We start from the raw sequence: 12,561 nt of genomic DNA, 5'->3' as shown, positions 1-12,561 counted from the left end.
AATCCTCGACTCCCTCGCCGCCTACTGCCGACGAATTAACGACTCAGGACACTAGGACACCAGCACCTGCTCGCGCGGTGCCTTGACCGTGCCGCGCAGCAGGTACACCACCGCGGCGATCACCAGCGCCGCCGCGGTCGCCGCGAGGAACGCCGCCGACGGGCCGGCGTGCTCGACCAGGTAGCCGCTGATCGACTGCCCGAACGCGAGCCCCAGCGTCACCGCGGTCAGCACCCAGCCGAACGCCTCGGCCGCGGTGCCCTTCGGGGCGACCAGTTCGATCGCGGCCGAGTGCGTCGCCGACTGCGGGGTGATCAGGGCGCCCGCGGCGAGCATCGCGATCGCGAGGCCCCACAGCGTCGACGGCCAGGCCAGCAGCGCCACGAGCACGCCGAACCCGGCCAGCAGCACCGGCAGCCGCAACGGCATCTCCCGCGGCCACGGCCGCAGGCTGTAGGCCACGCCGAACGCGACCGAGCTGACCGACCACACCGACAGCAGCACGCCGCCGAGCGCAGGCGACCCGGCCTCGGTGGCCGCGGCGGGCACGGCGACCTCGACGAACCCGATCACCACGCCGAACCCGAGCGCGGCCAGCGCGAGTGTCCGCATGCCGGGGCTGCTCAGCGCGCCCAGCAGCGAGTGGTGCGTCCGTCCGGCCGGTCCCCACGCCCGCACGGCCGGGCTCAGCGCGAACAACACCGCGCCGGCCACCATGCACGCGCCGCCCGCGACCATCCCGGTGCCCGGCCACGGCGCGGCGACCAGCAGGCCGGCCAGGCCGGGCCCGAGGATGAAGAACACCTCCATGCTGATCGCCTCATAGGCGTACGCCGCATTGCGTGCGGCCTCACTGGGCACGAGGCGTCCCCACAGCGCCCGCGACGCCGAGCCGACCATCGGCTCGGTGATCCCGATCCCGAACGCGAGCGCGACCAGCACCAGGGTCGCCGCGTGCGCCTCGATCGCCAGCGCGAGCGTCACCAGGATCACCGCGAACATCGCCGCCGTGGACAGCAGCGGCCGCGTCGGGCCGAAGCGGTCGATCAGCCTGCCCTGCACGACCGACCCCACCGAGACACCGACCAGCGAGCTCGCCGACACCAGCCCGGCGACGGCGAACGAGCCCATCTCCTGCTGCACGTAGAGGAGCGCGGACAGGCCGATCATCGCGATCGGCAGGCGCGCGAGGATGGACGCGACCATCGGACGGGTCGCGCCCGGCGTGGTCAGGGCAGCGCGGTAGTCGGCGAGGGAAGTCTGGGACACGCGTACCAGTATGCCTCATATTGGTACGGGGGTACCAGTTACTTACCGCTCAGGTCTCGGTTCGGTAACGGGCGCGAACTTTTTGCCGGACCCACGCAACGAACCCGCAACGGGCGCGTCTATGGGGGTGAACGGCCTTGAACCTCGGGGTATGGGCCGTGGCAAGGTTGACAAGTAGATAAAGCTCCCTCCGGCAAAGGGTCGGGGCCGGAACCGGAGGGCGGGGAGCGCGGTCTGTCGGGGGATGGCCCGCGCGAAATGCAAAAGAACCGGTGCGCCACGTCGGGGGTGGCGCCCGGTTCTTTTGTTTTTGCCGGTGTCAGCGAGCGCGGCGGGCCAGGCGCTCCGGGTCCAGGATCAGCACCGACTTGCCTTCCAGCCGCAGCCAGCCGCGGTGCGCGAAGTCGGCCAGCGCCTTGTTCACGGTCTCCCGCGAAGCGCCGACGTACTGGGCGATCTCCTCCTGCGTCAGGTCGTGCGTGACCCGCAGGATGCCGGCCTCCTGACTGCCGAAGCGCTGTGCGAGCTGCAGCAGCGCCCGCGCCACGCGGCCGGGGACGTCGGTGAAGATCAGCTCCGCGACCATGTTGTTCGTCCGGCGCAGCCTGCGGGCGATGACCCGCAGCAGCTGCTCGGCGATCTCCGGCCGGTTCGCGATCCACTTCCGCAGCGACGGCCGGTCCATCGACACCGCCCGCACCTCGGTGACCGTCGTCGCGGTCGAGGTGCGCGGGCCCGGGTCGAAGATCGACAGCTCGCCGAACATGTCCGAGGGGCCCGCGATCCACAGCAGGTTCTCCCGGCCGTCCGCCGACTTGCGGCCGATCTTCACCTTGCCGGACAGGATGATGTACAGCTTGTCGCCGGGCTCACCCTCGGAGAAGATCACATGACCCCGCGGGAACTCCACGGTCTCCAGGGTCTGGGCGAGCGCCTCAGCCGCGGCCGGCTCCACCCCCTGGAAGATGCCCGCCCGGGCCAGGGTCTCGTCCACCTCGTGCCTCCTCGTCGGTGGCGACCGTGTTCCCGCGAACCGGGGCGTGTCGCCGATCACTTGCGTGCAGTCTAGGCCGTTCGGACGAGATCGCCTCAGGGCACGCCGAGGACAGACCGATCACCGCCCGGCCGGGCGAGGGCGATCTCGCTCCGAACGGACAGAGTAATCCTCGCTGAATCGGTCGAGGTCAGTGGGCCTCAGCCACGGCTCTTGCGCGGGCGCATCTTGGCCGCGCGACCACCGAGACGGCGCAGCCGGAACAGCTCCAGCGCGCGGCCGATGCCGTGCCCGTACAGCGCCCTGACCTCGTTCGGCCGGGCCTGCTCCAGGAACTCCTCGACCTCTTCCTCCTGGACCGCGACGTGGCGCAGCCGGTTCTCCACTCGTTCCATCGCCAGGGCGAAGAACATCATCACGAGTGGCACCGCTACTACGAACCAGACAGTCATCGGTTCTGATCCTCGCTCATCACGGCTTCAGGGGGTGGTGTCAGGGGTCCGGCGTGTCGGCTTCCGTAGGCTAGCGGTGTGCCGAATGCGTCTCATGTCAGCCCTCGCAAAGGAAGCGCAGCAGCGCGAAGCGCTTCCGTTGAGGGCGGTGGCGGGCGACGGGTGGGCGAGAGCCGCCTCGCACTCGTGAGACGCGCGCGCCGCATGCTTCGTTGCCTGACCGATGCGTATCCCGACGCACACTGTGAGCTGGACTTCACCACGCCGCTGGAGTTGCTGATCGCGGTCGTGCTGTCGGCGCAGACCACGGACGTGCGGGTCAACGAGGTGACCCCCGCCCTGTTCGCGCGCTACCGCACCGCCGCCGACTACGCGGGCGCGGACCGCACCGAGTTGGAGGAGCTGATCCGGCCCACCGGCTTCTTCCGCGCGAAGGCGAACTCGCTGATGGGCCTCGGCGCCGCGCTGGTCGAGCGGTTCGACGGCGAGGTGCCGGGCAAGCTGGAGGACCTGGTCACGCTGCCCGGTGTCGGCCGCAAGACCGCGAACGTCGTGCTCGGCAACGCCTTCGACGTGCCGGGGATCACGGTGGACACCCACTTCGGCCGCCTGGTGCGCCGCTGGGGCTGGACCGCGGAGGAGGACCCGGTCAAGGTCGAGCACGCGATCGGCGAGCTGATCCCCCGCAAGGAGTGGACGATGCTCTCGCACCGGGTGATCTTCCACGGCCGCCGCGTCTGCCACGCCCGCAAACCGGCCTGCGGCGCGTGCCCGCTGGCCCGTGACTGCCCCTCCTACGGCGCGGGCCCGACCGGGTTCGAGGAGGCCGCGAAGCTGGTCAAGGGCCCGGAGCGGGACCACCTGCTCGCGATGGTGACCAAGCGGTGACGACGGCGACCAGGTGGGCGCTCGTCGCCGGGGTGCTGGTGCTCGCGGTGATCGTCGCGGTGCTGCCGCAGGTCCGCTCGGACAGCCCGGCCGCCGGCCCGGACCTGACCGCGGCCAGGGCCGCCGCCGCTCTGGCGCCGTGCCCGTCCGGCACCGGCGAGGTCGCCCAGCTCGCCGGCGTGCGCGCCGAATGCCTCGGCGACGGGACCACCGTCGACCTGGGCAGCGCGCTCGCCGGGCAGGTGACGCTGGTCAACGTGTGGGCCACCTGGTGCGAGCCGTGCCGGACCGAGCTGCCCGTGCTCCAGCGGTACGCGAGCGAGCCGGGCGCGGTGCGGGTCCTCACCGTGCAGGTGCAGAGCAAGCCGGACGACGGCCTCGAACTGCTCGCCGAGCTGGGTGTGCGGCTGCCGACCGTGTTCGACGGCGACGGCGGGAGCGGCCCGGTGCGCAGCGCGCTCAAGGTGCCGCCCGCGCTGCCCGCGTCCTACCTGGTCACCGCGGACGGGCAGGTCCGCCTCATCGAAAGCCCACGCACCTTCACCGATCCTGAGCAGGTGCGCGAGGTCGTGCGGAGGCTGTCGTGAAGGGACCGCTCGTCGAACCGGCGTCGGTGCCGGACTGGTTGCGCCCGCTGGTCGAGATCAGCGGGAAGCTCGACTCGACCGCGTTCACCCGCTTCACCCCGCCCGAGGACGAGTTGACGCGCGCCGCGTCGGTGCTGATCCTGTTCGGCCACGGCGAGCGGGGGCCGGACGTGCTGCTGCTGCGCCGCGCGGACACGCTCGGTTCGCACGCGGGCCAGGTGGCCTTCCCGGGCGGCGGCGCCGACCCGGAGGACGCCGACGTTGTCGCCACCGCCCTGCGCGAGGCCGAGGAGGAGACCGGGGTGGACCCGTCCGGCGTGCGGCCGGTCGCGATCCTGCCGGAGCTGTTCATCCCGGTGTCCAAGTTCGCCGTGACGCCGGTGCTCGCCCACTGGCACGCGCCGTCGCCGGTGCACGCCGTCGACCCGGCGGAGACGGCGGCGGTGGCCAGGGTGCCGGTGGCCGACCTGGCCGATCCGGCCAACCGCTTCCAGGTGCGCCGGCCAGGGACCACCTACAAGGGCCCGGCCTTCACCGTGAACGGACTGTTCGTGTGGGGGTTCACCGCGGGGCTGCTGACCGTCCTGCTCGAACTGGGCGGCTGGGCACGTGAGTGGGATCGCGGCGACGTCCGGGATCTTGACGTAGCGTTGCGCGATCATCTGCTCGCGACCGACTGAGGAGACGCGGTGAACTGGGTCGACGTCCTGGTCATTCTGCTGGCGCTGGTGGCGGCCGTCTCCGGCGCGCGCCAGGGCGTGGTGATCGCGTTGCCCGCGCTGGTCGGCGTGATCGGCGGGGCGATCCTGGGCATCCGCATCGCGCCGTGGGTCGTCGAGCTGTTCGAGAACCCGGCTGCCAAGGTCGCCTTCGCGGTCGCGACGGTGGTGTTCCTGGTCGCGCTCGGCGAGACGCTCGGCGTGTGGCTGGGGCGGCGGTTCAAGTACGCGGTCAAGCGGCGGTTCAACACCGACAAGCTGACCGGCATCGACCAGACGCTGGGCGCGATCGTGCAGGCCGTCGTGGTGTTCGTGGTGGCGTGGCTGATCGCGGTGCCGCTGACCGGTGTCGCCGCGCTGCCCGGGCTGGCGCGGGCGATCAACAACTCGACGGTGCTCGGCACGGTCGACAAGGCGATGCCGCCCGCCGCCGAGGGCCTGCCCAGCGAGCTGCGGAAACTGCTCGACGTCTCCGGGTTCCCGTCCATTGTGGACCCGTTTCAGAAGACGCAGATCAACGACACCGCGCCGCCGGACACGACCCTCCAGGACAGCGCCGTGGTGCAGCAGTTGCGCGGCAGTGTGCTGAAGATCCGCGGCACCGCCGAGTCGTGCTCGCGCACGCTGGAGGGCAGCGGGTTCGTGATCGCGCCGCAGCGGGTGATGACGAACGCGCACGTGGTGGCGGGCACGGAGACGACGGCGGTGGAGACGTCGGCAGGGCGGCTGCCCGCGCGGGTCGTGTACTTCGACCCCGAGGTGGACGTCGCGGTGCTCGCCGTGCCCCGCCTGGATGCGACGCCCCTGAGCCTGGCGCCGGAGCCGGCGAAGGCGGGCGACAGCGCGATCGTCCTCGGCTACCCGCTGGACGGCCCGTACCGCGCGACGCCGGCCCGCATCCGCAACGAGATCACCTTGCAGGGCCCGGACATCTACGACTCCCGCACCGTGCGCCGCGACGTGTACACCGTGCGGGCGCAGGTGCGCAGCGGCAACTCGGGCGGCCCGCTGGTCGACCCGCAGGGCCAGGTCGTCGGGGTGGTGTTCGGGGCGTCCGTCGAGGACGCCGACACCGGCTTCACCCTGACCGGCAATCAGGTGCGCCCGGTGATCGAATCCGCGCCGTCGCTGAGCGCCCGGGTCTCCACCGGGGCTTGTGCCGCCTGACCCACGCGCGAGTCCCGCGCTCTGGGCCGCGAGTTCCGTGCTCGGTCGCGCGGATTTCGCGTTCGCGGGCGCGAGTTCCGCGCGGCCGCGGGAGTGCCGCGCTGCCGGCCGCCAGTTCTGCGATTGGTCCGGCGAGTTCACGCTGCCGGACGTAGGTCCCGCGCTCAGCCGCGCGAGGCCCGCGCTGCTGGACGCCGCTCCCGCGCCTGGCCCCGTGACGCCCGCGCTCCCGGCCGTTGGTCCCGCGCTCGGCCGTGCGGATCGTGCGCTCCGGCCGCGAGTCCCGCGAGCCGTGCGAGTCCCGGCGTCAGGCCTTCGCCAGGAAGTCCAGCAGCGCCTTCGTCGTCTCGTCGGGCGCTTCCAGCTGCGGGAAGTGACCCACGTCCGCCAGTTCCTCCAGCACCGAGTGCGGCCCACGCCACGGAGCCGACGCCCGGGCGGTCTCCGGCAGCACGCACGGGTCCGCCGCGCCGTGGATCTGCAGCACCGGCGCCGCCACCCGGGCGCCGACCGCGTCGGCGAACCGGCGTCCTTCGCCGCGGAACTGGGCCCGGAACGCCCACCGGTAGTACTCCAGCGCGCTGTGCGCCACACCCGGGATCCGCACCGCTTCGCGGAACAGCGCGGCGCTGGTGTCGAAGTCGCGCGTCGCCGTCCACCGTGGACCGGACCAGGCGCGCAGCAGACCCTCCAGGTTGGCGCCGTCGTCCTCGGTGAGCCACCGCTCGGGCGCCATCGGCACCTGGAAGCGGAACAGGTGCGCCAGCGCCCGCGTCTGGTTGGACCCCTTGCGCCGGAACGCGGTGCGGGCGATCGCGCTGCGCAGAGCCATCGGGTGCGCGCCGCCCAGCACCGTCACCGACGCCACGACCCGCGGGTGCAGCGCGGCCGCCGTCCAGGCCAGCAGCCCGCCCCACGCGTGCCCGACCAGGTGCGCCTGCCGTTCGCCGAGCGCGCGGACCAGGCCGGCGACGTCACCGGCGAGCGTCCACGCGTCGTAGCCGCGTGGGGGTTTGTCCGAATCGCCGTAGCCGCGCAGGTCGGCCGCCACCGCGTGGTAACCAGCGTCGGCGAGGGCGGTGAGCTGGTGCCGCCAGGTCCACCAGAACTGCCCGAAGCCGTGCAGGAACAACACCAGCGGCCCGTGCCCGGCCTCGGCGACGTGCAGCCGGATGCCGTTCGCGGACACGTCGCGGTGCGCCCACGACCCGTCGATCCGGACGATGGACGGGTCGGGCGGCGTCACGGTCGCGCCTGAGCGGTTCAGCTGTGTTCGGGGACGGCGTCCCGGCGCGGCTTGAGGGCCGCGGCCGTGTCCTTGACGCTGGTGATGGTGCGTTCCGGCGCCCGGATCTTCTTGACCTTGCGGTAGCCGAGGAAGCCGAACAGCCCCGCGACCAGCAGCATCAGCAGGAACACGATGCCGAACGCGGCCCACCGCTTGAGCCACTCGGACAGCAGCTCGCCGAGGAAGAAAAAGAAGAAGAACGAGCTGTAGAGCCCGATCACCCCGGCGACGATGAAGAAGACGCTGCCCTTGGCGCCCTTGCGGACCTCGCCCATCACCTCGGACTTCGCCAGCTCGACCTCGGCCCTGACCAGCGTGGACAGGTGCTGGGTGGCCTGGCTGACGAGGCTGCCGATCGACTGGCCGTCGGAGGCGGACTCGGCCTCCGGGCTCAGCGGGATGTAGGGCACGGCCCCGTGGGCATCCCGACCGTTGCGTTCGTGCTCCTGGCTGCTCACGGGGGTCATCGTGCCAGAAGACCCAGCACGGGGCTCGGTTAGTCCTCCGCTGCGGCGTGTACCTTGTTGCGCCGCAGCAGCACCGCCGCCCCGGTCAGCGAGCACACGGCGGAGGCCAGCAGCACCGCCGTGCGGGCCAGCTCACTCGCCTCGCCCTCCAGCGCGAGGTCCGCGATCAGCAGCGACACCGTGAACCCGACGCCGCCGAGCAGCGACAACGCCGCGATGTCCCGCCAGCCGACCCCGCGCGGCTTCTCCGCGAGCCGCAGCTTCACCGCCGCGAAGCAGGCGCCGAAGATCCCGATCGCCTTGCCGACGACCAGCCCGAGGAACACCGCGAGCGGCACGGGCTCGGTGAAGACGCGGCCGAGCGAGTCGCCGCTGACCGCGATACCGGCCGCGAACAACGCGAACACCGGCACGGCCACGGCCGCCGACCACGGCTGCAGCCGGTGCTCCAGCCGGATCGCCGGCGCGTGCTCCTCGTCCGGGTCCGGCCGGACGCGGGTGAGCAGGCCGAGCGCGACCCCGGCGATCGTGGCGTGCACCCCCGCCGAGTGCACCGCGACCCACACGACGACCGCGAGCGGCACGTAGATCCACCACGCCCGCACCCGCTTGTGCTGCAGGAACGCGTACAGCGCGAGCGCGGCGACCGCGACCAGCGCGGCGACCAGGTTGAAGGACGTGGTGAACAACACGGCGATGAGGATGATCGCGCCCAGGTCGTCGACGACCGCCAGCGACAGCAGGAAGACGCGCGCGCTGCTCGGCAGGTTCGACGCGGTGAGTGCGAGCACACCCAGCGCGAACGCGATGTCGGTCGCGGTCGGGATCGCCCACGCACGTTCCATGCCCTCCGCGCCACCGCCGGCGAGCAGGGCGACCACGGCGGGGACGACCATCCCGCCGACCGCGGCGATGATCGGCAGCACGGCCTTCTTGAGCTGCGACAACTCGCCGACGACCAGTTCGCGCTTGAGTTCCAGCCCGGCGACGAAGAAGAACAGCGCGAGCAGGCCGTCCTTGGCCCAGTCGCCGACCGACAGGTTGAGGTGCAGCAGGTGTGGACCGACGTGGAAGTCGCGCACCACCCGGTAGGACTCGGCGATCGGTGAGTTCGCCCAGATCAGGGCGATCGCGGTGGCGGCGAGCAGGATCATCCCGCCGGTGGTCTCGGTGCGCAGGTAACGCACGAATTCGCTGGCGGGGCGGCGCGGCTGGCCCACGGGACGGCTCCTCCGGGATCGATCGGACCGAGTCTTGCCGACCAGACTTCCCGGCGCACCGTGGACCATCGTACCTTACGGGCCGGTAACATGATGCCCAACAGGAGTCGTAGCATGTCACTCGCCAACGTTGTCTAGACCTTAAAAGGGCGGCGGCAGTGACGACCTCCACCGAGGCGAAGCGCGACACCCGGTTCTTCGGGCACCCGATCGGGCTCGCGAACCTGTTCGGCGTCGAGATGTGGGAACGCTTCTCGTACTACGGGATGCTCGGCATCCTGCCGATCTACCTCTACTACTCGGTCGCCGAGGGCGGCCTCGCGATGCCGGAGGCCACCGCCACCAGCATCGTCGGGGCCTACGGCGGTCTGGTGTACCTGTCCACGATCGTGGGCGCCTGGGTCGCCGACCGCCTGCTGGGGTCCGAGCGCACGTTGTTCTACAGCGCCGTGCTGATCATGATCGGGCACATCAGCCTCGCGTTCCTGCCCGGTTTCCTGGGCATCGGCGTCGGCCTGGTGTGCGTCGCGGTCGGCAGCGGCGGGCTCAAGGGCAACGCCACCGCCGTGGTCGGCACGCTCTACGGCGAGAAGGACGAGCGGCGCGACGCCGGCTTCACGATCTTCTACATGGGCGTCAACCTGGGCGGGTTCGTCGGCCCGCTGCTCACCGGGCTGGCGCAGAGCGAGGTCGGCTTCCACCTCGGGTTCGGGCTCGCCGCGATCGGCATGGCGATCGGCCTGACCCAGTACACGATCTTCCGGCGCAACCTGCCCGACACCGCGCGCGAGGTGCCCAACCCGCTGCCCGCGCAGCGGCGGCCCGCGGTCGGCGGGGTGCTGCTGGTGCTGGTCGCCGTCATCGTGGCGGCCGTGCTGACCGGGATCGTCACCGCGGCCAACCTGTCCGACGTGGTCGTGTGGATCGTCGGCATCGCGTCGGTGGTGTACTTCGCGGTGATCCTGACCAGCAGTAAGATCACCGCCATCGAGCGGCGGCGGGTGCTGTCGTTCATCCCGATGTTCATCGCCAGCGCCGCGTTCTTCGCGCTGTACCAGCAGCAGTTCACGGTGGTCGCGGTGTACTCGGACCAGCGGCTGGACCGCGACCTGTTCGGCTGGGAGATGCCGGTCAGCTGGGTGCAGTCGATCAACCCGGTGTTCATCCTGCTGCTCGCACCGGTGATCGCCGCGATCTGGGTCAAGCTGGGCTCGCGGCAGCCGTCGACGCCGATCAAGTTCGCGCTCGGCACGTCCGTGATGGGTGTGGCGTTCCTGCTGTTCCTGTTCTTCGCGGGCGGCGCGGCCAACAGCACGCCGCTGCTCGCGCTCGTCGGGATCCTGCTGGTGTTCACCGTCGCGGAGCTGATGCTGTCGCCGGTCGGGCTGTCGCTGTCGACGAAGCTGGCGCCGGACGCGTTCCGCACGCAGATGGTCGCGTTGAACTTCCTGTCGGTCTCGCTGGGCACCGCGCTGTCCGGCTCGCTGGCCGAGTACTACGACACCGACCACGAGACGGCGTACTTCGGCATCGTCGGCGGGGTGGCCGTCCTGATCGGTGTGGTGCTGGCGCTGATCAGCCCGTTCGTGCGAAAGCTGATGTCGGGCGTGCGTTAGCCGGTCGAATCCGTCGGGTGTCGTTCGACGGCTATGGAGCGGGCCTGAACGACGGACCGGGAAAACCCCGGCGGCGACGGCTTCATGCGCCTGCACGAATGGGCGTTCACCCCGGACTTCCAACCGCGCTGATCCGGTCCGACTGCCGAGCTGGTGGACCGGATCGGCGCGGCCGGTGCGGTCGTCACCGGGCGGCGGACCGCGGAGGAGGTGGACCACTGGGGTGGCGACCACGGGTGCATGGGCATCCCGATCTTCTGGTGACCTACGCGGACGGTGTCGTCGAGGCGATGGCACGGGCGTGCGCGTCATCGGCGCGTACACCGGGCAGCGGGCGCTCGAGGCGGGCGTGCTGGACGAGGTGCAGATTCACCAGATCCCCGTCCTGTTCGGCGGCGGCCGCAGGCTGTTCGACGTACTGCCCGCGCGGATCGAGCTGAAGATCCTCGAGGTGATCGACACGCCCGAGGCCACCCACATCCGCTACCGCGTTCTGCGCTAGCCGGCGGTGATGCCGAACAGCGTGCCCACGTAGTAGGTGACCAGCATGGTCAGCGCGCCGACGCCGACGTTGCGCGCGACCGCCCGGCCCGGCGCGGCGCTGCCGAGCCGGGCGCTGGTGTACCCGGTCAGCGCGAGGCCCGCGACGACGGCGATCGCGCACGTCCACACCCGCCACGACGTGGGCGGCAGCGCGATCGCCAGCAGCGGGATGAGCGCGCCGACGGAGAACGACACGAACGACGCCCACGCGGCCTGCCACGGGTTGGTCAGCTCGTCGGGATCGATGCCGAGCTCGGCCTCCGCGTGCGCGGCGAGCGCGTCCTTCTGCGACAGCTCGCGCGCCACCTGCTCGGCGAGCTCCCGGGACAGGCCCTTGTCCTCGTAGATGTCGGCGAGTTCCCGCTCCTCGGCCTCCGGCATCGTCTTCAGTTCTTGTTTCTCCAGCTTGAGCGCGGCCTGTTCGGTATCGCGCTGGGTGCTGACCGAAACGTATTCCCCACCCGCCATGGAAAGCGCGCCTGCGACCAGTCCGGCTATTCCGGCCATCAGAATGGCGCCGTGGTCGGTGGTCGCGCCCGCGACGCCGACGACGAGCCCGGCGACGGACACGATCCCGTCGTTGGCCCCGAGAACCCCGGCACGCAGCCAGTTCAGCCTGCTGCCCAGGCTCTCGCGATGGGGTTCGTGGGCGTGCGCCTCGGCGGCGTCCTTCGTTTCGGTCACGTTGTCATTGAAGCATCCCGGGGCCGATCGTCCCCATTAGCTGAGTCTTACCTAAATCTCCGCGGAACCCTCGCGGTAAATCTTCGCGGCGGAGATCCGGCCGTCGCGGAAACGGTAGAAACCGGCAATCGCGAAGGTGTGCTCGGCGCCGTCGGCGGTCAGCGTCTCGGTGAGCTGCGCCGCGGCCTGGTCACCCGATGCGATGACGTTGTCCAGTGTCAGCGTCGGCAGGAGCCCGCGCAGCGCGCCCTCGAACAGGTCGGCCAGCTCCGCGCTGCCGCGGACGGTCGTGGTGCCGGTGATCCAGGTGGCGTCGTCGGTGAACCCGGCCATCAGGGCGGCGAGGTCGCGGTCGTTGAACGCCTCGACGTGCGCTTCCAGCGCGGAGACGGGATCGGTCACCCCGCGATCCTGGCACGCGGAAAAAAAGTCCGGTCGTCGATGTCGAGAACGCGTGAACGGCTCCGTCCCCGGTGCGAACGCGGCCACAATGGGCGCACCACGATCGAGGAGACGACCATGGCGAAGTATCTGCTGCTCAAGCACTACCGGGGTGCTCCGGCAGCGGTCAACGAGGTGCCGATGGACCAGTGGGCGCCGGAGGAGATCACGGCGCACGTGCAGTACATGCGGGATTTCGCGGCCCGGTTGGAGGAGACCGGTGAGT

Annotated in this window: 14 protein-coding genes and 1 pseudogene; 7 read left to right on the top strand and 8 right to left on the bottom strand. The window is 71.1% G+C overall.

Annotated elements, in window-relative coordinates; genetic code table 11:
* Nucleotides 1-51: 51 nt before the first annotated feature.
* The 3 genes from L2C96_RS43095 to L2C96_RS43085 all read right to left on the bottom strand — a co-directional run bounded on the left by L2C96_RS43095 (nt 52) and on the right by L2C96_RS43085 (nt 2,715).
* Entirely contained in the window at nt 52-1,269 is a 1,218-nt protein-coding gene (locus tag L2C96_RS43095; RefSeq protein WP_237340181.1) for an MFS transporter, read from the bottom strand.
* Nucleotides 1,270-1,588: 319 nt separating this feature from the next.
* Nucleotides 1,589-2,263 carry a Crp/Fnr family transcriptional regulator gene (locus L2C96_RS43090; RefSeq protein ID WP_017985500.1) on the bottom strand — a complete coding sequence of 225 codons (675 nt, stop codon included), beginning with the start codon at nt 2,261-2,263 and terminating at the stop codon, nt 1,589-1,591.
* A 200-nt stretch (nt 2,264-2,463) separates the two neighbouring features.
* Nucleotides 2,464-2,715, bottom strand: a complete 252-nt coding sequence (locus tag L2C96_RS43085) for a hypothetical protein (protein WP_026153595.1) — start codon at nt 2,713-2,715, stop codon at nt 2,464-2,466.
* Nucleotides 2,716-2,919: 204 nt separating this feature from the next.
* On the opposite strand from L2C96_RS43085, the gene nth reads away from it, so the two are divergent.
* The 4 genes from nth to L2C96_RS43065 are packed head-to-tail and all read left to right on the top strand — an operon-like array spanning nt 2,920 to nt 6,076.
* Nucleotides 2,920-3,603 carry an endonuclease III gene (gene nth / locus L2C96_RS43080; RefSeq protein ID WP_020420320.1) on the top strand — a complete coding sequence of 228 codons (684 nt, stop codon included), beginning with the start codon at nt 2,920-2,922 and terminating at the stop codon, nt 3,601-3,603.
* The gene (locus L2C96_RS43075) at nt 3,600-4,190 is read left to right on the top strand and encodes a TlpA family protein disulfide reductase (protein ID WP_237340180.1); all 591 of its coding nucleotides are present in this window, start codon (nt 3,600-3,602) and stop codon (nt 4,188-4,190) included. The genes nth and L2C96_RS43075 overlap by 4 nt, the downstream gene beginning before the upstream one ends.
* Nucleotides 4,187-4,870, top strand: a complete 684-nt coding sequence (locus tag L2C96_RS43070) for an NUDIX hydrolase (RefSeq protein WP_237340179.1) — start codon at nt 4,187-4,189, stop codon at nt 4,868-4,870. Before L2C96_RS43075 ends, L2C96_RS43070 begins: the two co-directional genes overlap by 4 nt.
* 9 nt (nt 4,871-4,879) lie before the next feature.
* Nucleotides 4,880-6,076, top strand: a complete 1,197-nt coding sequence (locus tag L2C96_RS43065) for a MarP family serine protease (protein ID WP_020420323.1) — start codon at nt 4,880-4,882, stop codon at nt 6,074-6,076.
* Nucleotides 6,077-6,383: 307 nt separating this feature from the next.
* On the opposite strand, the gene L2C96_RS43060 is transcribed toward L2C96_RS43065, so the two are convergent.
* From L2C96_RS43060 to nhaA, 3 genes are read right to left on the bottom strand one after another with little or no spacing between them, the layout of a single operon-like run.
* Nucleotides 6,384-7,322, bottom strand: a complete 939-nt coding sequence (locus L2C96_RS43060; RefSeq protein ID WP_020420324.1) for an alpha/beta fold hydrolase — start codon at nt 7,320-7,322, stop codon at nt 6,384-6,386.
* 17 nt (nt 7,323-7,339) lie between these two features.
* Nucleotides 7,340-7,822 carry a phage holin family protein gene (locus tag L2C96_RS43055; protein WP_020420325.1) on the bottom strand — a complete coding sequence of 161 codons (483 nt, stop codon included), beginning with the start codon at nt 7,820-7,822 and terminating at the stop codon, nt 7,340-7,342.
* Between the two features lie 38 nt (nt 7,823-7,860).
* A complete protein-coding gene (gene nhaA, locus L2C96_RS43050; protein ID WP_237340178.1) occupies nt 7,861-9,120 on the bottom strand; it encodes a Na+/H+ antiporter NhaA in 1,260 nt (419 codons plus the stop codon).
* Between the two features lie 89 nt (nt 9,121-9,209).
* Between nhaA and L2C96_RS43045 the strand changes: the two genes are divergently transcribed.
* Entirely contained in the window at nt 9,210-10,667 is a 1,458-nt protein-coding gene (locus L2C96_RS43045) for a peptide MFS transporter (RefSeq protein ID WP_237340177.1), read from the top strand.
* 301 nt (nt 10,668-10,968) lie between these two features.
* On the top strand, nt 10,969-11,169 hold the full coding sequence (locus tag L2C96_RS43040) for a dihydrofolate reductase family protein (protein ID WP_237340176.1): 201 nt from the start codon (nt 10,969-10,971) through the stop codon (nt 11,167-11,169).
* Here L2C96_RS43040 and L2C96_RS43035 read toward each other — a convergent pair.
* Together L2C96_RS43035 and L2C96_RS43030 are read right to left on the bottom strand one after the other, a co-directional pair.
* Nucleotides 11,166-11,894 carry a VIT1/CCC1 transporter family protein gene (locus tag L2C96_RS43035; protein WP_237340175.1) on the bottom strand — a complete coding sequence of 243 codons (729 nt, stop codon included), beginning with the start codon at nt 11,892-11,894 and terminating at the stop codon, nt 11,166-11,168. The genes L2C96_RS43040 and L2C96_RS43035 overlap by 4 nt on opposite strands.
* A 51-nt stretch (nt 11,895-11,945) precedes the next feature.
* Nucleotides 11,946-12,296 (bottom strand): nuclear transport factor 2 family protein, encoded by a 351-nt coding sequence (locus L2C96_RS43030; RefSeq protein ID WP_237340174.1) that lies wholly within the window; start codon nt 12,294-12,296, stop codon nt 11,946-11,948.
* Between the two features lie 117 nt (nt 12,297-12,413).
* On the opposite strand from L2C96_RS43030, the pseudogene L2C96_RS45535 reads away from it, so the two are divergent.
* Nucleotides 12,414-12,561: pseudogene (locus L2C96_RS45535) on the top strand (YciI family protein); the annotation flags it as partial.

The sequence above is a fragment of the Amycolatopsis tucumanensis genome (assembly GCF_021654135.1).
GTDB lineage: Bacteria > Actinomycetota > Actinomycetes > Mycobacteriales > Pseudonocardiaceae > Amycolatopsis_E > Amycolatopsis_E tucumanensis.
Note: the sequence above shows the minus strand (reverse complement) of the source record. Positions and strands in the feature narration are given on the sequence as shown.

Bases quoted from the DNA above. Each gene is read 5' to 3' on its own strand.
- L2C96_RS43085 (WP_026153595.1), bottom strand. From the start codon at position 2,715: ATGACTGTCTGGTTCGTAGTAGCGGTGCCACTCGTGATGATGTTCTTC.
- nth (WP_020420320.1), top strand. From the start codon at position 2,920: ATGCTTCGTTGCCTGACCGATGCGTATCCCGACGCACACTGTGAGCTG.
- nhaA (WP_237340178.1), bottom strand. From the start codon at position 9,120: ATGGTCCACGGTGCGCCGGGAAGTCTGGTCGGCAAGACTCGGTCCGAT.